Annotated in this window: 13 protein-coding genes; 5 read left to right on the forward strand and 8 right to left on the reverse strand. The window is 40.2% G+C overall.

The features are described 5' to 3' along the window. The first annotated feature begins 344 nt into the window (after positions 1–344). Both CXF72_RS09860 and CXF72_RS09865 read left to right on the forward strand, forming a co-directional pair. On the forward strand, positions 345–2,210 hold the full coding sequence (locus CXF72_RS09860; RefSeq protein ID WP_101038793.1) for a DUF294 nucleotidyltransferase-like domain-containing protein: 1,866 nt from the start codon (positions 345–347) through the stop codon (positions 2,208–2,210). A 10-nt stretch (positions 2,211–2,220) separates the two neighbouring features. Further along, positions 2,221–2,937, forward strand: a complete 717-nt coding sequence (locus CXF72_RS09865; protein ID WP_101038794.1) for a 3'-5' exonuclease — start codon at positions 2,221–2,223, stop codon at positions 2,935–2,937. Positions 2,938–3,510: 573 nt separating this feature from the next. Here CXF72_RS09865 and CXF72_RS09875 read toward each other — a convergent pair. The 4 genes from CXF72_RS09875 to CXF72_RS09890 all read right to left on the reverse strand — a co-directional run bounded on the left by CXF72_RS09875 (position 3,511) and on the right by CXF72_RS09890 (position 8,732). Continuing rightward, complete coding sequence (locus tag CXF72_RS09875; protein ID WP_101038795.1) at positions 3,511–5,088, reverse strand: BCCT family transporter; 1,578 nt, start codon at positions 5,086–5,088, stop codon at positions 3,511–3,513. 266 nt (positions 5,089–5,354) lie between these two features. Beyond that, complete coding sequence (locus tag CXF72_RS09880; protein ID WP_101038796.1) at positions 5,355–6,014, reverse strand: DUF4328 domain-containing protein; 660 nt, start codon at positions 6,012–6,014, stop codon at positions 5,355–5,357. Positions 6,015–6,271: 257 nt separating this feature from the next. Continuing rightward, a complete protein-coding gene (locus tag CXF72_RS09885; protein ID WP_101038797.1) occupies positions 6,272–7,198 on the reverse strand; it encodes an aminoimidazole riboside kinase in 927 nt (308 codons plus the stop codon). Positions 7,199–7,274: 76 nt separating this feature from the next. Continuing rightward, positions 7,275–8,732 carry a sucrose-specific PTS transporter subunit IIBC gene (locus CXF72_RS09890; protein ID WP_101038798.1) on the reverse strand — a complete coding sequence of 486 codons (1,458 nt, stop codon included), beginning with the start codon at positions 8,730–8,732 and terminating at the stop codon, positions 7,275–7,277. Between the two features lie 251 nt (positions 8,733–8,983). Between CXF72_RS09890 and CXF72_RS09895 the strand changes: the two genes are divergently transcribed. Both CXF72_RS09895 and CXF72_RS09900 read left to right on the forward strand, forming a co-directional pair. Further along, complete coding sequence (locus CXF72_RS09895) at positions 8,984–9,973, forward strand: LacI family DNA-binding transcriptional regulator (RefSeq protein WP_101038799.1); 990 nt, start codon at positions 8,984–8,986, stop codon at positions 9,971–9,973. A 171-nt stretch (positions 9,974–10,144) separates the two neighbouring features. Continuing rightward, positions 10,145–11,782 (forward strand): glycoside hydrolase family 32 protein, encoded by a 1,638-nt coding sequence (locus CXF72_RS09900; RefSeq protein ID WP_101038800.1) that lies wholly within the window; start codon positions 10,145–10,147, stop codon positions 11,780–11,782. Positions 11,783–11,989: 207 nt separating this feature from the next. Here CXF72_RS09900 and CXF72_RS09905 read toward each other — a convergent pair whose 3' ends face one another. Then, complete coding sequence (locus CXF72_RS09905) at positions 11,990–12,316, reverse strand: Imm51 family immunity protein (protein ID WP_101038801.1); 327 nt, start codon at positions 12,314–12,316, stop codon at positions 11,990–11,992. 438 nt (positions 12,317–12,754) lie between these two features. On the opposite strand from CXF72_RS09905, the gene CXF72_RS09910 reads away from it, so the two are divergent. After that, positions 12,755–14,134 carry an ATP-binding cassette domain-containing protein gene (locus CXF72_RS09910; RefSeq protein ID WP_101038802.1) on the forward strand — a complete coding sequence of 460 codons (1,380 nt, stop codon included), beginning with the start codon at positions 12,755–12,757 and terminating at the stop codon, positions 14,132–14,134. A 128-nt stretch (positions 14,135–14,262) separates the two neighbouring features. Here CXF72_RS09910 and CXF72_RS09915 read toward each other — a convergent pair whose 3' ends face one another. The 3 genes from CXF72_RS09915 to CXF72_RS09925 all read right to left on the reverse strand — a co-directional run bounded on the left by CXF72_RS09915 (position 14,263) and on the right by CXF72_RS09925 (position 18,278). After that, positions 14,263–15,120 (reverse strand): sensor domain-containing diguanylate cyclase, encoded by an 858-nt coding sequence (locus CXF72_RS09915; protein ID WP_101038803.1) that lies wholly within the window; start codon positions 15,118–15,120, stop codon positions 14,263–14,265. Between the two features lie 775 nt (positions 15,121–15,895). Further along, positions 15,896–16,774, reverse strand: a complete 879-nt coding sequence (locus tag CXF72_RS09920) for a sensor domain-containing diguanylate cyclase (RefSeq protein ID WP_101038804.1) — start codon at positions 16,772–16,774, stop codon at positions 15,896–15,898. A 529-nt stretch (positions 16,775–17,303) separates the two neighbouring features. Further along, positions 17,304–18,278 carry a response regulator gene (locus tag CXF72_RS09925; protein ID WP_101038805.1) on the reverse strand — a complete coding sequence of 325 codons (975 nt, stop codon included), beginning with the start codon at positions 18,276–18,278 and terminating at the stop codon, positions 17,304–17,306. Positions 18,279–18,283 lie beyond the last annotated feature (5 nt).

Genomic DNA, 18,283 nt, shown 5'->3' on the forward strand with positions numbered 1-18,283 from the left:
GATGATCTATTTAGGCGCCGGAAAAACGCATGAAAGCAAGGCATTGATTGCAGTAACTAGTTATTCTAATTATCAAATCAATAACAAAGACTAAAACGTAGTTTTATGTCTAGCTAGCATGTGTTTTAACCAGCATAAATGGGCATAAATTTAATGGATTTGGTATAATATACAGATTCAGATCATCTCTTTTAGCGGCGCTATTCGACTTTGTTATTTAACTTAGATAGTCTCACTATTATTACCTGATCAGAGACCTATCAATTACGGGTATCCATTACGCCTATAATATCTATAGGGAGATCAACACAAGATCCCGTCATCACCAACTAGCAGGCCAATTAATGACAGCCGAACTACTCGAAATTCAAAGTTTTATTGCTCAGTACGCCCCCTTTGATCAGCTTCCTGAACAAGTAATAGTTGAAGTTGCGCAAAGTGTTGAAATCTCTTATTACCGTGCAGATACCATGATTATTGACTTTAATGACAAGATTAATGAACTGTACATACTCCGTAGCGGGGTGGTCGAGTTATATCGCCGTAAAGGTGAACTTTATAATCGTCTTGACCAAGGTCAGTTATTTGGACAAATGGGATTGCTTACCAATAATAAAGTACGTTTTCCTGCCAAAGCGGTCAAAGATACACTTTTATACTCTATTCCTGAGTCTGTCTTCAATGAGTTGTGTGAGTCTTATGACGATTTCGCTGACTTTGTTGAGGTAGAGGACAGCATGCGTTTAAAACATGCGGTAAAAAGTAAAACGGATGTCACCATTTCCAGAGTAAAAACATTGCTGACCAGAGCGCCACTGGTGCTTCCTAGTAGCAGCACTATTCAAGCGGTTGCCAAGATAATGGCCGGCGAAAATATTTCTGCCGCATTAATAAATGATCCTGATATAGAAGATGAGCTGGGTAGCAGTTTCGTGGGCATTATTACGGAACATGATCTCTGCGCTAACGTTATTGCATCCGGGTTAAGTGTTGATAATCCCATTTCACAAGTGATGTCGACGGATTTAATTTCACTGGATCATAACGCCTATATTTTTGAGGCGATGCTGCTTATGCTGCGTTATAATATTCATCACCTGCCTATTCTAAAAAACAAAAAACCCATTGGTCTGATTGAAGTGGCGGATATTATCCGTTACGAATCGCAAAATAGTTTGTTATTTGTCAGCAGTATCTTCCAACAAAAAAGTAGCGAAGATTTAGCACATCTTTCTACGCAGTTAAAAAACTGTTTTGTGCGCATGGTTAATGAGGACGCTAATTCTCATATGGTTGGACGGGCAATGTCTGAAATTGGGCGCAGCTTTAAGCAGCGTTTATTGACACTCGCAGAAGAGAAGTTCGGCCCGCCCCCTATACCTTACTGTTTTTTAGCCCTTGGTTCGATGGCCCGCAATGAACAGCTGATGGTTACCGATCAGGATAATGCCCTTATTCTTGATAATAGTTATCAGGTGGAGTTACATGGTGCATATTTCGAGCAGTTAGCCGAGTTTGTTTGTGATGGACTGGCCGCCTGCGGTTACACTTACTGCACGGGTTATATTATGGCGACCAATCCTGAGTACCGTAAAACCCGATCCCAGTGGGAAGATTGTTTCGCTGACTGGATAGATAATCCCAACCCGCAATCCTTATTAAACTGCTCTATTTTCTTTGATTTGACCGGTGTTTATGGCAGGTTAAAATGGGCCGAGCAGTTAAATGCGTTTATTCTGCGCAGAGCCAAGAAAAATAACCGTTTCCTCGCCTGTTTGGCGCAAAATGCGCGTAATCGCACCCCGCCATTGGGCTTCTTTAAAGATTTTGTGATGGAAAAAGATGGCCGCCATAATAATTCAATTAATTTAAAACGTCGGGGCACGGCTCCGCTTGCGGATCTTGTGCGCGTGCATGCACTGGCGATTGGCTCGCCATCACAAAACTCCTTTGAACGCTTAGACGATATTATCGAAGCCGGTATTCTGCCCAAATCAAAGGGTGAAGATCTAAAGCATGCGATGGAGCTTATCTCTCTGGTACGTTTGCGTCATCAGGCATTAGATATAAAGTCCGGAATTGAGCCGGATAATAATATTGAACCGGAAAATATGTCTGATTTTGAAAGGCGCAATCTTAAAGATGCCTTTCTCGTTTTAAGCAATGCGCAAAACTTTTTAAAATACCGTTATAGTGGCAATAAATTTTGAAGGTTAACTAATGGAAAATTTCAAAAACCAGGAGATTTTAAACTGGGCAGCCTTTCTGCAGTTAAAAGAGCAGAACAGTAAAGATTCACGTTTGCGTGATTTTTATCATGCGGGGACCTATCACAATGAAACACCATTAAGTGAGATTGATTTTGTTGCACTGGATTTTGAAACGACAGGCTTAGACTCACAGCAAAACGGCATAATTAGCATTGGTCTGGTGCCCTTTAATTTACAGCGTATTTTTTGTCGTAAAGCAAAAAAATGGTATATCACTCCGCAGGATAATTTACAGGAAAACTCGATTATTATTCATGGTATCACCCACTCGGATTTACAAGATGCACCTGATTTGTTGCGCATTTTGGAGCAGCTTTTAGATGAATTGGCAGGAAAAGTGGTAGTAGTGCATTATCGTCATATTGAGCGTGATTTTCTTGATCACACTTTACGCATTTTGATCAATGAAGGTATTATGTTTCCGGTTATCGATACCATGCAGATTGAAGCCGATTTGCACAGGAAGAGATCAAAGGGGTGGCTTAACTTCTTTAGCAAAAAGCGACCGGAGTCAATTCGTCTGGCCAATAGCCGTACTCGTTACAACTTACCCGTTTATCCGCCTCATGATGCCTTAACCGATGCCATTGCTACCGCGGAACTACTGCAGGCTCAAATCATATATCATTTTAGTCCGGACACTGCGATTAAAAATTTATGGTTATAGTACCAAAAGAACTAAAAAGGTGATCATCCTTGCTGGTTAAAATCATCCCTAACTGTGTTGTGAGTTTTATTCAGAACATCCTGTTCTTCACCACTTTGTGGTCAGCTAAAGCTGTTCAAAATCGTTCCAGACGATTTTGTGAAGGAGAACAACGATCGAATGCAACTCTCGCCTTGTTAGTGCTAATTTTTCCTTCGCAATCATTGATCACTTCATTAATTCTTTTGGTATAACTAGGGTCTGTTGACCTTTCGTGTGCATTTTTGCAGCAATTTGTGAGTGCTTTATACAAGGCAGAGCCTGCGCCGTGTCGTTATTCTACATAAGTAGGCGATAACGTAGTCGATCGTATCCACAAATGCTGCCCTTCGGGTTCATCTAAAAGCGTCCTGCGCTGCGTTATGCGTCGTTTACATAGAATAACTATGTGAACGAGGCATGCCTTGCTCAGAACACTTTTAAATTGAACAAAATTTGTACTCCAAAGGTCAACAGACCCTAGGAGATAATATTTATTATGCGCAAAAAAAAGCCGATGAATAATTCATCGGCTTTTTTTATAGCGAGTAAAAACTAGCTTTTATGCTTTTCGGTGCGCATACCCATCAACAAACTGACACACATTACTAATAAAATAATGGTAAAGGGTAGGCCGGTCGAAATAGCACCCGCTTGTAGTGCCTGAATTGCTTCCGTGCCACCAACCCAGAGTAAAACAGCCGCAACTGCACCCTCGATTGTTGCCCAAAAAATACGTTGTGGAATCGGTGCATCGATTTTACCACCGGCAGTAATACTGTCTATTACCAGCGATCCTGAATCGGAAGAGGTAATAAAGAAAACCATTACCAGCAGCACAGCTATCATTGATAAGACGCTACCTAATGGCAGAGCATCAAACATCTGGAACATCGCAAGCGGAACTTCCGTTAAACCTTCACTGCCCAATATGCCGACATTATTGATAATTTGGTCAATAGCGACACCACCAAAGACAGACATCCATAGAATAGTGACTGCTGTTGGTATAATCATTACAGCGGTAAGAAATTCACGTACCGTACGACCGCGTGAGATACGAGCAATAAACATACCCACAAAAGGAGACCATGAAATCCACCATGCCCAATAAAATACAGTCCAGCCTTGCATCCAGGCTTCGTCATCACGACCCATTGGATTACTTAAGGGGATAATATTCTTAACATAACCCATTATGGTTGTGGGAATAGTGCCGAGCGAAACAGCAAGCGTCACAAGTGCAACAAAAATGACTAAAACCACTGCAATTAACATATTGATATTACTGATTAATTTAACACCACCTTCAAGACCACGTACCACCGAGACAATCGCCAGTATAGTCACCACCACAATAATAGTGATTTGCAGGGTGAGGTCGGCTTCAATGCCAAACACATGCTGTATTCCGCCAGCAGCTTGTTGCGCGCCTAAACCTAAGGATGTTGCGAGACCAAATAATGTGGCTAATACGGCTAACACATCAATGACATGCCCCGGCCAGCCCCAAGTGCGATCTCCCAATATAGGATAAAAAGCAGATCGTATGGAAAGCGGTAAGCCTTTATTGTAAGCAAAGAATGATAACGATAAGGCCACTACGCCATAAATCGCCCAGGGATGTAATCCCCAGTGGTACATCGTCGCACCCAGTGCAAGCTCTGCGGCCGCCGGTGTATTAGCGACTACATTTAGTGGGGTTTCATACCAGCCTGTGTAATAGGCTGCAGGCTCTGCAACACCCCAAAACATCAAACCAATGCCCATTCCGGCAGCAAAAAGCATCGCTACCCAGGAAAGTCTTGAATGATCCGCTTTTGCATCGTCGCCACCTAGGCGAATTTTACCAAAAGGAGAGACAATTAATGCCAAACAGAAGATCACAAAAAAATTGGCAGACCACATAAAGAAGCTGTCAAATGTCCCTATAATATCCCATTTTAAACCGTCTAAAAAAGCTTTTGATATTGCCGGGTCGATAACTAAAATGGTAATCAAAAAAATAGAAATTAAACCTGCGCTAGTGCCAAATACAGGGTTATGTATATCAAAACCCCATTTTTGAACGTTATCCTGTCCGACAGTATAATCGGTATTATCTATACTGTATTTATCCTTATTTACCTTCATACATCCTCGCTTAGAGCGACCTGGCTCTGTTAATGTAACAGTCGATTGAATTTTCCAAAAATATTTTAACAAAATCAGGTGGTAATATCAGGCTTATTTCAAAATAAAAAAACAAAAGGCATTTTTATATCATTTTATTCTAAGTTAATGATCAAGTTAGATTAAGGCCTCGGCAGATGTCTATCCTGTGCTGGTGGATATTCCGGGGGAGTGAATAGATTTTATTTGAGAAAAGTCTGTGTTTTATAGCTCAGCCACTTATCAGTTTATTCTTTATGGCTGGTTTGCATTCGATAAATAACCTTTATCATAGTATAAGTCACTATTGCGAGCAGGATATCTAATAAATTAGAAGCTTGTGAGATCAAATTGAAATTTATTAATTCAGGCAACTTTTCTGCACTGGCCGATAACCGGAAAATAGATTGACCTAAGAGATTAGAGGCGAGCCACAGCGTCCACCAGAGCGGCAGAATTGAACGACTCTTTGACAAATCCCCAGCAACGGCATTTTTACTGGCCAGCCAGATTTCTTTCATTGCCTGATAGGGTTTCCATAGATTAAACACCGGAATAAAGTAATAAGCGATAGACCAAGCCGGTGTAAAGTTCATCTTCTGCGCGCCAAGTTGGCGCACATTATTATTGGCCCGATAAATCCACTGCAGGATTAACACTGCCGAAGCAATAAAGGCAAGCAAGGACGCCATGCCTATGATTTGCAGTATCTCAATAGCCAGCTCACCATCGTCATAAGCATTCGCCAGCGAGGCATAAATCCCCTGCTGGAAAGCGGATAATAATTGATACTCTATAAACTGAAATATAATCGCTAAAACAGCGAGCAAAATCTGTGCATAAAGCACGTATCCAATCCACTTGGTGAGGTTGTCTAAACGTTTAAATCCGGCTTTGATCGATGACAATTTATCTTCTCCTTGTTAGGGGCCTTTAATACCAAATCCATTAAATCATGCCCATTTATGCTTGTTAAAACACATGCTAGCTTCGTGATTGATTTTATAATTAGAACAACTAGTTACTGCAATCAATGCCTTGCTTTCATGCGTTTTTTCGGCGCCTAAATAGATCATCTAATTAGTGGAATTGGTATAAGCCGTGCTCATTGCGCTTATTCACTGGCTTAAACCGCTTAGGTAAAGTAACGCTGCTTAAAAACCGATTACAAATTGGCCAGGTACTGTGTAAGTTGATCTTTTAAAGGCAGGGCGGTCATGGCGCCTTTTTGGGTCGTGGCTAAAGCACCACAGCCATTTGCCCATTGCACGGCATGGCGAATGTGCTCAATATCACGCCAGTTGCTGTTTTGCGCAAGATAAGTGATTAATCCCCCCACAAAGGCATCTCCAGCACCGGTCGTATCGATTGGTTTTAGCGCTTTACCTGCAATAAGCTCTTGTTTATCCCGAGTGACAACTAATGCGCCTTTTGCGCCTTGGGTAATAAGCACCAGGGGATTTTTAAATTTTTTGATCGCCTTCAAGCCTGCTTCGATTGACTTTGTGGCGGTTAAAAAAAGCAGTTCATCATCTGAGAATTTAACCACATCGGCCATGGCAACTGCATCTAATACCACTGATTTTATTTCGCTTGGATCAGCCCATACCTCATCACGCAGGTTGGGATCAAAACTGATAAACCCGCCTGCAGATTTCATTTTCTGGGCAGCTAAAAAAGTGCTGCTGCGGCTAGGTTCGTTAGCCAGTGCAATGGAGCAAAAATGTAACCACTGATATTCTGAAAAATCCGGAAGATCAGTTGGCAGCAAAAATTGATCTGCACTTGGTTTGACCATAAAAGTGAAACTGCGCTCACCCGATTGATCTAGGCCAACCACCACAGTAGAGGTGCGTTGTGCTTGGTCAAGAACCATGAAATCTGTATTGACACCCTCGTTATTGAGCGTTTCTTTCATAAATTGACCGAATGGATCTTGGCCGGCACGGCCAAAAAAGGCGCTATCACCCCCTAATCGTGATACGGCAACAGCTACGTTAGCCGGCGCACCACCGGGGCATTTTAGATAGCTTTTTTCACTTTCTGGAATCAAATCTACAACGGCATCGCCGCTAACCCAAATTCTGTTCATAACAACTCCTTTATACAGAAAAACCAGTACCCGATAAACGGTACTGGTTTTTTAAATGATGTCTAACTAATGACGCTTATGCCGTTGCTTGCTGCATTACTTTAGCTTGTTTTTTATTTTTCGCGTCAGCACGTTTACCCAATATTATGGTGAGCACAAATGCGCTTGCAAATGAAATAGCCATGCCTATTACATAAGGTGTCACATCGCCTTGACGAATAGAGATAATGCCTGGCAGACCAGCGGCGCCTAGCGCACTGGCTTTCACATTAAAGAGTGTGATAAATGCACTTGCAGCAGCGGCTGCACAAATTGCCGCGATAAACGGATAGCGAAGTTTCAAGTTAACACCAAACAGAGCCGGCTCAGTGATACCCAGCAGCGCCGTCACACCCGATGGCATTGCAATACCTTTCATTTTGATATCTTTGGTTGTAAATCCGACGGCTAATGCTGCACCGCCCTGGGCGATATTTGACATTGCTGCAATAGGGAAGATAAAGGTACCGCCAGTCACTGCAATATCAGCAAGCAGTTGAATTTCAATCGCGATAAAGCTGTGATGCATACCCGTTATTACAAAGGGAGCGTAGATGAAACCAAACACTGCACCACCGATGAAACCTGCAGAATCGTACAACCAGCTTAGACCGTCACCCAGCAGGAAGCCGAGATCACGGGTGAACGGACCAACAATGGTAAAGGTAAGCACACCGGTAATAAAGAGAGCAAGCAGGGGAGTTAAGAGGTTATCTAACACCGAAGGAATAAATTTACGCAGACCGTTTTCAACTTTGGCGAGAATAAAGGCCGCGACTAATACCGGTAATACTGACCCCTGATAACCCACTTTTTGGATTTCAAAACCCAGGATATTCCAAACCGGAATATCACCGGCAACGGCTGCACCACCAAATCCCCAACCGTTAAGCAAGTCCGGGTGAACCATCAACATACCCAGCGCAGCGCCTAAATAGGGGTTACCACCAAACTTTTTACTGGCAGAAAATGCGATAAGAATAGGAAGGTATACAAAAGGCGCATTAGCAAAGGTATTAATCATTGCAGCAAGATCGGCTAGGCCCGGGTTAGCTTCAACCAGTGACTGCCCGTCAATAAATAATCCCGGTGCGACTAACAGGTTAAAGATACCCATTAACAGACCGCCGGCAACGATTGCCGGAATAATAGGGACAAAGATATCTGACAAGCCTTTTACCGCTTGCTGAATAATGTTTTGTTTCTCGGCACCGGCCGAGGCAACCTCCTTAGTGCTCATCTCATCGATACCGGTCAGTTTTGTCATCTGCGTATAAACCTGATTAACGATGCCGGAGCCAAAAATGATTTGGTATTGACCTGCGACCTTAAACTGGCCCTTAACACCTTCAAGGTCATCAATGCCTTTTTCATTAATCAGCGATTCGTCATTAATGGCAAGACGTAAGCGCGTAGCACAATGCGCCAGTGCTTTAATGTTATCTTTACCGCCAAGCATTTTTATTAGCTGGCTTGCAACTTTAGGGTAATTCATCTTTATACTCCGTATGATCATTTTTGTAATAGTCAGGCTATTTACAAAAGGTTATTAATTTGGTTTTTTGGGAACGTTTGCAAAGCGTATGTTCAGGCAGCCAGGCTATTTTTTCAAGTTCCACAGCTTTTAAATGTGACCAATATCATTATTTTTGCTTAAAAAGCAACCTAAAATGCCATTTTCAACGCTTAACCTCTCCTTTTTTGTTAACATATCTGCAAACGATCCCAAACTATAGGAAATAATCCATGGCAGGCCTGCATGACGTAGCCAAATTATCCGGTGTATCAAAATCGACCGTCTCTCGTGTGATTAATAATGAGTCCGGTGTGAAAGCGAGTACCAAAGAAAAGGTTCAGAAAGCGATTGATGTCTGCGGTTATGTCGCCAATCAAGTTGCCAGAGATCTGCAATCTCAGAAAACCAATCTTATCGGCGTGATAGTCCCGCGTATGTATTCAAATGCCACTGCGAAAGGCCTCGATGGTTTAAGTTCGATCATTGATCAAGCGGGTAAGTATGTTTTATTGGCAAACAGCCAGCAAAATCACGCACAAGAGATTGAATATATAAAACGTTTTAATCAAAAACGTGTTGAAGGAATATTACTCTATGCAACGCATTTAGATTCGGCATTGGTTGACGCCATTAAACAATCTACAGCCCCGGTGGTATTAATTGGGCAGGACGGGTCTCTGTTTAATATTCCCAGTGTCATTTATGATGATCTGAGTGTTGGTTTCAGCGCAGGGCAGAGATTGCTTGCCGCGGGCGCAGCAAACATTGTTTTTATTGGGGTCAACAGCCAGGATATTGCGGTTGACCAATGTCGTTTTGAAGGCTTGAGGCAAGCATTGCAACATACAAAGCAGCTCTCGCCACTTTTTCACAGCCGCGGGGAATTTTCAATTGAATCTGGTTACCAGCAGGCTAAACAGCTATTAATTGACTGGCCGCAATTAGACGGTTTGTTTTGTGCGACGGATAGAATCGCAATAGGTGCAATGAAGGCTATCTCTGAATCGGATAAAGTGCCGGGGAAAGATATTAAAGTACTGGGGGTGGGTAATGACGAGTTAAGTCAAGTATCCACGCCAAGCTTATCAACGTTTTCTTATGCATTTGATTTAACAGGAGAAAAGTCAGCCAATATGTTGTTGGATTTAATTGAAAATAAACAGTCAAGTGTCAGTAAACTGGTCATGAGCTTTGAAATTATCGATCGGGAAAGTTGTTGATTTTCAGAAAATAAAACCTCTTATCTCGTTTATTGCAAGTTTTTGTAAGCTGCAGTCAAGGATCTTTGTGTTTAAATAAAAATCATATTATTGCAAATATACCTTTATTTTTATATTCTGCAAACGTTCCCATTTTTATTTGTACTTTTTATTAATTATTACAGGTGTCGAATGTCGTTATTATCAATTATTAAAGACTGTGGTGGTATCCATAATGTCCTGCGTGTTCTGATCCCCGATTCGCGTATTATTATTGAGATTCATGAGTTTGAATTGTTATCTGCCGAAGCAAAAAAACAAGCTTACAATTTAACCCTAAAGCAGGTGACTTATCAGCAAACTGTCATTGAAAATATGAATGAGTTTGCAGCGCAATTATTACAAGTCGGGCAGCTAATCAGTGATCAACAGCGGCAGGATATCTCGGCTTATACCGCGCCGGTTGAATGTGAATTTCGCCCCGACTGGCATATCTCGCCCCCACAGGGTTTGTTAAACGATCCCAATGGTTTTATTTATCATCAAGGACAATATCACCTTTTTTATCAGTGGTACCCCTATGCCTGCGTGCATAAAGACAAGTATTGGGCGCACTTAACCAGCAAAGATTTAGTGAACTGGCAGTGGCAACCCGTCGCATTAACCCCTTCGGATTGGTTTGATAGCCACGGTGTTTTTTCAGGCCATGCGCTCAGTCAGGATGATCTGTTAATGTTGTTCTATACCGGTAATACACGTATTGGTGAGCAGCGAGACAGACATACCACGCAATGCTTGGCCACTTCAACGGATGGACTTCACTTTACTAAACAGGGCCCCGTTGTGCCTGAATTGCCACCGGGAGTTACCCCGCATTGCCGCGATCCTAAAGTTATCCGTCACAATGACCGTTGGTTAATGTTGCTGGGTGTGCAGCGTGAAGATGAAATTGGCCGTTTAGCGATTTACCACTCGAAGGATCTCAAAACATGGACATTTATGGCACTGTGCGGTGACGAGTTAGGTGATTTTGGTTATATGTGGGAATGCCCTGATTTTTTCACTCTAAACAAGCAAGACTTTATTGTGATTGGTCCGCAGGGAATTAACTCGCCTGATAAGAGTCATACCATTGCCCATCACAACGGTATTGTTAAAGCGAAGCTGGAGACAAGCGGCAAAGCCCTGTTATCTGATTTTCAACATTTAGATCATGGTTTTGACTTTTATGCCCCGCAATCATTACAGACCCCCGACGGGCGCAGAATTATGAGTGCCTGGATGGGATTGCCCGATGAAATCGATCATCCAAGCGCGGACAATGGTTGGGTGCATCAATTAACCACAATGCGGGAATTATCCTATGAGAATGGTGCGTTAATCCAAAAACCCATTAAAGAGTTGCAAACGCTTCGTCATACGCCGATTGTCCTATCAGAAGATGAAACTTGTTTTGATCTGCACAGTAAAGCATTCGAACTGCAAGTTTCAATGCAGTGGGGCAGTGTCTTACGTTTACACCAGTCCGAGTCCGGTTATTGTGAAATTCGTCTGGATTCAGCTGCGCGTCGATTATATTTTGATCGCAGCAATACCCTGATCCGTGAAGGTGATAGCGTGCGTGAGTTAGCCCTGCCAGATTCAGCCTCGGTTCAATTACAGATTTTATCAGATAGTTCTTCCCTCGAAGTTTTCATTAATGAGGGTGAGGCGGTAATGTCAGCGCGTGTGTTTAGCGATAAGAATGCCACACAGTTGAGCTTCGATGGAAATGTAAAGATACAGGCAGGCTGGTTATTAAATAAAGCGACCGCTCCCTTCGTATCTTAAAACACTTAATTTAAATGAGAATTAAAACGAGGATTTAATCATTTATTAAAAGGATTAAATTCTCGTTAAAACACACCTGAAATGGTTATTTTTAATTTTTTTGCGCGACTGATGACAATTATATGCTAATGCGGCCGGCCCTTTACTCAGTATTTTTTTAAAAATATGGGTTTTCTAAGTAAGTCCTAAAACTTTACCGGATTCAAATTAGTACTTGGCATATTTTTCAATTTGTTCCTCTAATAGGGTGCGATCTTCATAAAATTCAGCAACCATTTCGGCAATTTCATGCAGCGCATCTTTATCTTCACTGCTAATACAAAACATATCCCTCTGTTCGCCAAATTTTATTTTTGTTAATAATTCCGGATTTTTTTCTAACAGCATATTTTCTATCACTAATGCCCAATCTTCTCCATCACCTAAAAAATCATGAGCTTCAAATGCGGTCCATTTCAGATCATTTAAAGTAAGGGTATGGACTCTTTGAAGACTGGACAGAAAAAAAGGTTGGTAAGCGTTTGCGTGTTTCATAATATCTCTCTTAAATAACAAAAAACTAGAAAACAGTAAAAACCCCTTTTATTTAAGGAATTTGGTCATTGGCTATCCTACATACTAGCTGATCTTTTTAATGATGCTTACATCAAAATTTTGAATTTAAAAAGTAAGGGAAACCCGATTAAGTGAGTGTTTGTGTTCTTTTTGTGAGGAGAAAAAAAACAGATATTTGAAAAGGATAAAACATCGCGATCTCAGCGGGTTAATTTTTTATTTTCAAGCGCTGGTGGAGTGATTTTCTTTGGGGTTTGTGCCTGAGTGTGCTGTATTTATTGGCAAGCTTAGGGCATTTAGCCGAATTGTTTGTATGCAGAATTTCGCGCTCAATTTAAAATGGTTTGGCTGTCCAGTCTTTCGTCATATAAGATAGCAACGAAAACAAATAACCCTTTAAAAGAAACTGAATACACTATGATAAATATTTTAAATTTTGAACATGACAAGTTAACCATCAAAAATTGGCAACTACGTGAAAATGAAAATTGGTGTGTGTTAGGCCGTAATGGCTCTGGAAAGCAGTATCTAAATCAGCTTTTAAGCGGCGCTTTAGAGCCAACGAGTTTTGAACAACTACAATCACCTGATAAAGATAAAGTAGGGATCATTTCATTTGAAATGCAGCAGAATACCTATGAGCAGACGCTTAAACTAGAAGCACCAGATGATATCGATGCTGACGATGTAGGCACTAAAGCAAAAGATTTTCTCCCAAAAGACAGATTGAATGATCCGCTCATTAATGAATTTGGTTTAAGCCACCGACTTGAAACGAGGTATATTCAACTAAGTACAGGTGAAAGTAGAAAGCTTTTAATTCTACAAGCCATCTTTAGCGGCATTGAACTTTTAGTCTGCGATAATCCTTTTGACAGCTTAGACTGCGAATCATGCGAAGCATTATCCATCGCCTTAGAGCGCTTATCTAAGACAGGTGTTACTGTATTGCTGATGTTAAGTAACCGACAGGACATTCCTGTTTGGTGTCATAATATTGCCTTTATTGAACGAGGCCTATTTGATGTGATTGGTAAATTGGATAATATTGACACTAAAAATCAATTGGATGCTTTATTAAGTCCTGCGCCTGATAAAACCAGTTGGCCGGAAAACAGGCAAGAATTATCAGATTATAAGCATCCTTATTTAGTTAAGCTTTCTAAAGGCCTTGTTCATTATAATGGTGTCAATGTTTTTGAGAACTTGAATGTTGAAATAAAACCTCTGCAGCATACTTTGATCACTGGCGCTAATGGCAGTGGGAAATCAACCTTAATGCAGTTAATTACAGGGGATTGCCCGCAATGTTACAGCAACGATATTCATGTCCTTGGATATAAACGCGGTTCCGGTGAGGCTATTTGGGAAATTAAAAAACAGATGGGTATTGTTAGCTCAGAACTCCATCGACAATACAGAGTAAATGGTGACCTGTTAACGGTTGTTCTTTCAGGGTTTTATGACTCGATTGGCGTGTACCAACAACCCAGCCCATACCAAGTAAATATTGCTCGCCAGTGGTTGAATAAAATAGGTTTATTAGCACAGCAAAATAGTTTGTTTCAAAGCTTAAGTTATGGTGAACAACGGCTGGCATTAATTGCTCGAGCGTTAGTTAAATCGCCTTATTTATTAATTTTAGATGAGCCAACCCAAGGTTTAGATGAACTCAACAGGCACAGAGTACTTAATTTTTTAGAGCATTTGGCAACACAAGAACACAGTACAATGTTATTAGTAAGCCATCGTAAGGATGAGTTTTTATCCATATTCAAGCAGCATATTAAACTTTAAGCGAGCATCACTATCGGACATACTGAAAAGGTATAGGCTTTGGCTCTCAATTGAAAAAGGTTTGGCTGTCCTATTTTTTTTTCTGTCTTTTTTTTCCCTGTGTGACTAACGCTGCTGCAGAAGCGTAGTCAGCTTGAGTTTGAAATATGCACTTGGTTTCGACCATTTTTTTTACTCGCATAAAGCGCAATATCTGCCTTCTTAAGTATGAGGGAACGATCATCTCCCGCTTTAAATAAGATAGCACCAATACTTACTGTAATATCCTTCTCTTCAATAATGACTGAAGAGGCTACTTTCTCACAGATATATTCAGATCGTCTTCTAAGTTCATCTTCTCCTTTGATATCATAAAGGATAATCGCAAACTCTTCTCCGCCGATCCGAAAAACTTTACTAGGAAATTCAATCATATTTTCTAGTAATTTACTCAGCTTTATTAATGCGTTATCGCCCATATCATGGCCTAGTTGATCGTTAATTTTTTTGAATAAATCAATGTCTAAAATAAGCATCCCATGGTTAAATGTTACATCGCCCTTTAATATGTTAGCCATATCATATTCGTATTCCCTGCGATTACTTAATTGTGTTAATAGATCAGTTTTAGATAATCGATCTAGCTCATGTTCAGCAGTCGTGTCTATAACCACTCCGGTGAAACCTACAACCTCTCCCTTCTCTATTAAAGGTTCGTAAATTGCGTAGTAATCGTACAGATTACCATCAAGTTTAACGAAGGAGGTATTAAATTTAACCGTTTCGCCAGTCAATACTTTGTTGTAATGCTTCAAATTTCCATTAAAACCTTCTGGTCCAATAACTTCTGATATGTGCAATTCAATGGCTTCTTGTTGAGATATATTATTCACTTTTGAAAAGAATGGATTGATATAGGTGAACTTTAAATTTCTATCTGCAATGTAAAATAGAATAGGGGCTGACTCTACTAACTGCTTAAAAGCTGTGACTCCATTTTTATTCATACATAATTCTCCTTTCTAGAAAAAGCGAACATCTTATTTATGATGAAAATAAAATCTATATTTTTTGATGATATTTATCAAACGGTTATATTTTTTAATAGGATCTATCTATTGTTGATAGGGCCATACTTACGGTGTAAACACGGAATACAACGAGAACTGAAAAAATCTGAATCTACACTTTTATGTAAAACTCTCTTCACCTTATTGCTCTTGCTGTTGAGGAATATTGAATCTACACTTTTATGCAAAATTTTCTTTACCTTATTGCTCTTGCTGTTGAGAGAGTCATGCTTTTTCAACAGTAAAAGAAAACAGGACACGTGAAGCTTAGACCGCTCATGGCACTATCAGCCGCTGGCGAGTAACTGGCGAATTGGTGTAAAACCAATAAGCGCACACCAAAATAACAATAATTAACAACAATTAACAATAATAAACGATAATAAACGATAAGTGTAACAGTAAGTGAATAACAAGTGAACAATAAGTGAGTAAACAGTAAACAGTAAACAGTAAACAGTAAACAGAGCAATAAGATGCAACAATAAGTGGACATATATGGACGCTCCACATCTGTCAAATAATTGAATTAAATAAAACAAGGACGGGATACCCATAAACTTTGCAGAAATTACTTAGCTGTTACGGTCGGATTTATATGCTTGAATAAGTGCGGGCGCCCAATTAAAAAAGGTTTGGGTGTCCCATCTTGTTCCCAACGCCATCTTTTTTATTTATCCCATGTGTCCCTAACGCCCAACTCTGCAGAAGCTCAGTCAGCAGAGTTGGTCGTTAAGCGTGAGTTTGAAATATATACTTGGTTTCTACCATTTTTTTTACTCGTATAAAGCGCAACATCTGCCTTCTTAAGTATGAGGGAACGATCATCTCCTGCTTTAAATAAAATACCACCAATGCTTACTGTAATATTTTTTCCTTCGATAATGATGGAAGAGGCGACTTTCCTACGGATATAATCAGCTCGTCTTCTAAGTTCATCTTCTCCTTTGAGATCATAAAGGATAATCGCAAACTCTTCGCCGCCGATCCGAAAAACTTTACTAGGAAATTCAATAATACTTTCTAGTAATTTACTCAGCTTTATTAATGCGTTATCGCCCATATCATGGCCTAGTTGGTCGTTTATTTTTTTGAAAAAATCAACGTCCAAAATAAGCATTCCATAGTTCAACGTTATATCCCCCTCTAATATGTTAACCATGTCATATTCGAATTCCCTACGATTACTTAATTGTGTTAATAAATCAGTTTTAGATAATTGATCTAGTTCATGTTCAGCAGTCGTGTCTATAACCACTCCGGTGAAACCTACAATCTCCCCCTTCTCGATCAAAGGTTCGTAAATTGCGTAGCAATAGTGCGGATTACCATCAAGTTTAACGAAGGCGGTATTGAATTTAACTATTTCGCCAGTCAAAACTTTGTTGTAATTCTTCAAATTTCCATTAAAACCATCTATTCCAATAACTTCTGATATGTGTAATCCAACGGCTTGTTGCTTAGAGATATGATGAATTTCTGAAAAAAATGGATTGATATAGGTGAACTTTAAATTTTTATCTGCAACGTAAAATAGAATCGGGGCTGACTCTACTAACTGCTTAAAAGCTGCGGTTCCATTTTTATCCATACGTAATCCTCGTTGATAGAAAAAGCTAACATCTTTGTTTATGATGAAAATGAAAGTTACATGTTTTAATGTTATTTATCAAATGTTTATGTTTTTTAATGGGATCTATCTATTGTTGATAGGGGGAAAAATAGGGGAAAAATACGGAACGTAAGAAGAACGGGAAAAGATTAAAGAACAAATTTTAAATCTACACTTTTATGCAAAACTCAGGCTCTGCGGTGCAGTTTTTTCAATTTTATCATTTTTCCACTTGCTAAAGGAATTGATTGATCAAGAAAAACGGTCGGAAATTGCCTAGCCGCTACAGTTAGGTTTATATGCTTGAAGAGGTGTAGGATTTTGCTGTTGACGCTGGTCGGTAGGCTTTAGCTTGTTAGCTGATAGTTTTTATTCGTCAAGGGGAATACCAACGATAAAGGCGACAACAAATGCATAAAGCGCAAGCCTACCAATCAATCAAATCAGCTACAGAAAAAGATTGGCCTTTTGCCTTCCAGCCTTCCAGCCTTTCAGCCTTCCAATCTTTTTATTCCGTTGCATCTCGTCTGTTTAAAAAAAAGCTACTTCCTGGCATAGATTTCGCTATTTTTTTGGTGGTCGCACAGACATCATTCACTTCCATGTACTCCTTGTAGACACCCTGTGCCAAATCAACACCTGCCAAACTGATTGACATTAATGGGAAGGTCTCGCTTTCACCTTGGCGGTTAACAGATTGAATACACTTGGTTTCTGCATCTTCGCTGGAATAAAACTTAATAACGCCTTGATCGAACCGGTGAATGATTTTTTCAGCGACGGTTTGAGTCAGATCAGATGGCACAATCAGAACAAAGTCGTCCCCGCCGATATGACCGATAAATGCATCCTTGATATTTAGTTCAGCGACAACATTTTGAAAAACCTGGCAGGTAAACTTGATGACTTGATCCCCCAAAGCAAAGCCGTATTTATCATTGTATGCTTTAAAATTGTCCAAATCAGAATAAATCACGGACAAATTTTCTCGAGTATCCAGTGCACTTTTAATCTGTTTTGCAACACTGTTATTACCAGGAAGACCCGTCATGGGATTGGAATCAAGTGCCGTGTTGTATAGTCGTTTCAGTTCCTGCATGGCTTCTTGAAGTTTTAAATGATTTTTCACCCTGGCTTTAACGATCGCCGGACTAATCGGCTTGGTAATGTAATCCACCGCACCGACTTCTAAGCCTTTTTTTTCATCCCCAATATTGCTCTTTGCGGATATGAAGATAACAGGAATATCGCAGGTGATGGGGTTAGATTTCAATTTCTGGCATACTTCAAAGCCATCCATTTCCGGCATTACAATATCCAGTAAGATAATATCAGGGATCATATTTTTAGCTAATTCAAGGGCTTTTTCACCATTAGTCGCGAAAAATGTTTTATATTCCGGCTTCAGCAGATCGATTAATACCTTAATGTTATCTTTGATATCATCGACAATTAATACTTTTTGTTTTATTTTATCAGGCATAATTG

This window comes from Psychromonas sp. MB-3u-54 (genome assembly GCF_002836415.1).
Lineage (GTDB): Bacteria > Pseudomonadota > Gammaproteobacteria > Enterobacterales > Psychromonadaceae > Psychromonas.

What these genes read in the sequence shown, in the direction of transcription:
- CXF72_RS09895 (WP_101038799.1), top strand. Translation starts at nt 8,984, where the DNA reads ATGGCAGGCCTGCATGACGTAGCCAAATTATCCGGTGTATCAAAATCG.
- CXF72_RS09875 (WP_101038795.1), bottom strand. Translation starts at nt 5,088, where the DNA reads ATGAAGGTAAATAAGGATAAATACAGTATAGATAATACCGATTATACT.
- CXF72_RS09905 (WP_101038801.1), bottom strand. Translation starts at nt 12,316, where the DNA reads ATGAAACACGCAAACGCTTACCAACCTTTTTTTCTGTCCAGTCTTCAA.
- CXF72_RS09890 (WP_101038798.1), bottom strand. Translation starts at nt 8,732, where the DNA reads ATGAATTACCCTAAAGTTGCAAGCCAGCTAATAAAAATGCTTGGCGGT.
- CXF72_RS09925 (WP_101038805.1), bottom strand. Translation starts at nt 18,278, where the DNA reads ATGCCTGATAAAATAAAACAAAAAGTATTAATTGTCGATGATATCAAA.
- CXF72_RS09915 (WP_101038803.1), bottom strand. Translation starts at nt 15,120, where the DNA reads ATGAATAAAAATGGAGTCACAGCTTTTAAGCAGTTAGTAGAGTCAGCC.
- CXF72_RS09860 (WP_101038793.1), top strand. Translation starts at nt 345, where the DNA reads ATGACAGCCGAACTACTCGAAATTCAAAGTTTTATTGCTCAGTACGCC.
- CXF72_RS09900 (WP_101038800.1), top strand. Translation starts at nt 10,145, where the DNA reads ATGTCGTTATTATCAATTATTAAAGACTGTGGTGGTATCCATAATGTC.
- CXF72_RS09885 (WP_101038797.1), bottom strand. Translation starts at nt 7,198, where the DNA reads ATGAACAGAATTTGGGTTAGCGGCGATGCCGTTGTAGATTTGATTCCA.
- CXF72_RS09865 (WP_101038794.1), top strand. Translation starts at nt 2,221, where the DNA reads ATGGAAAATTTCAAAAACCAGGAGATTTTAAACTGGGCAGCCTTTCTG.
- CXF72_RS09920 (WP_101038804.1), bottom strand. Translation starts at nt 16,774, where the DNA reads ATGGATAAAAATGGAACCGCAGCTTTTAAGCAGTTAGTAGAGTCAGCC.
- CXF72_RS09910 (WP_101038802.1), top strand. Translation starts at nt 12,755, where the DNA reads ATGATAAATATTTTAAATTTTGAACATGACAAGTTAACCATCAAAAAT.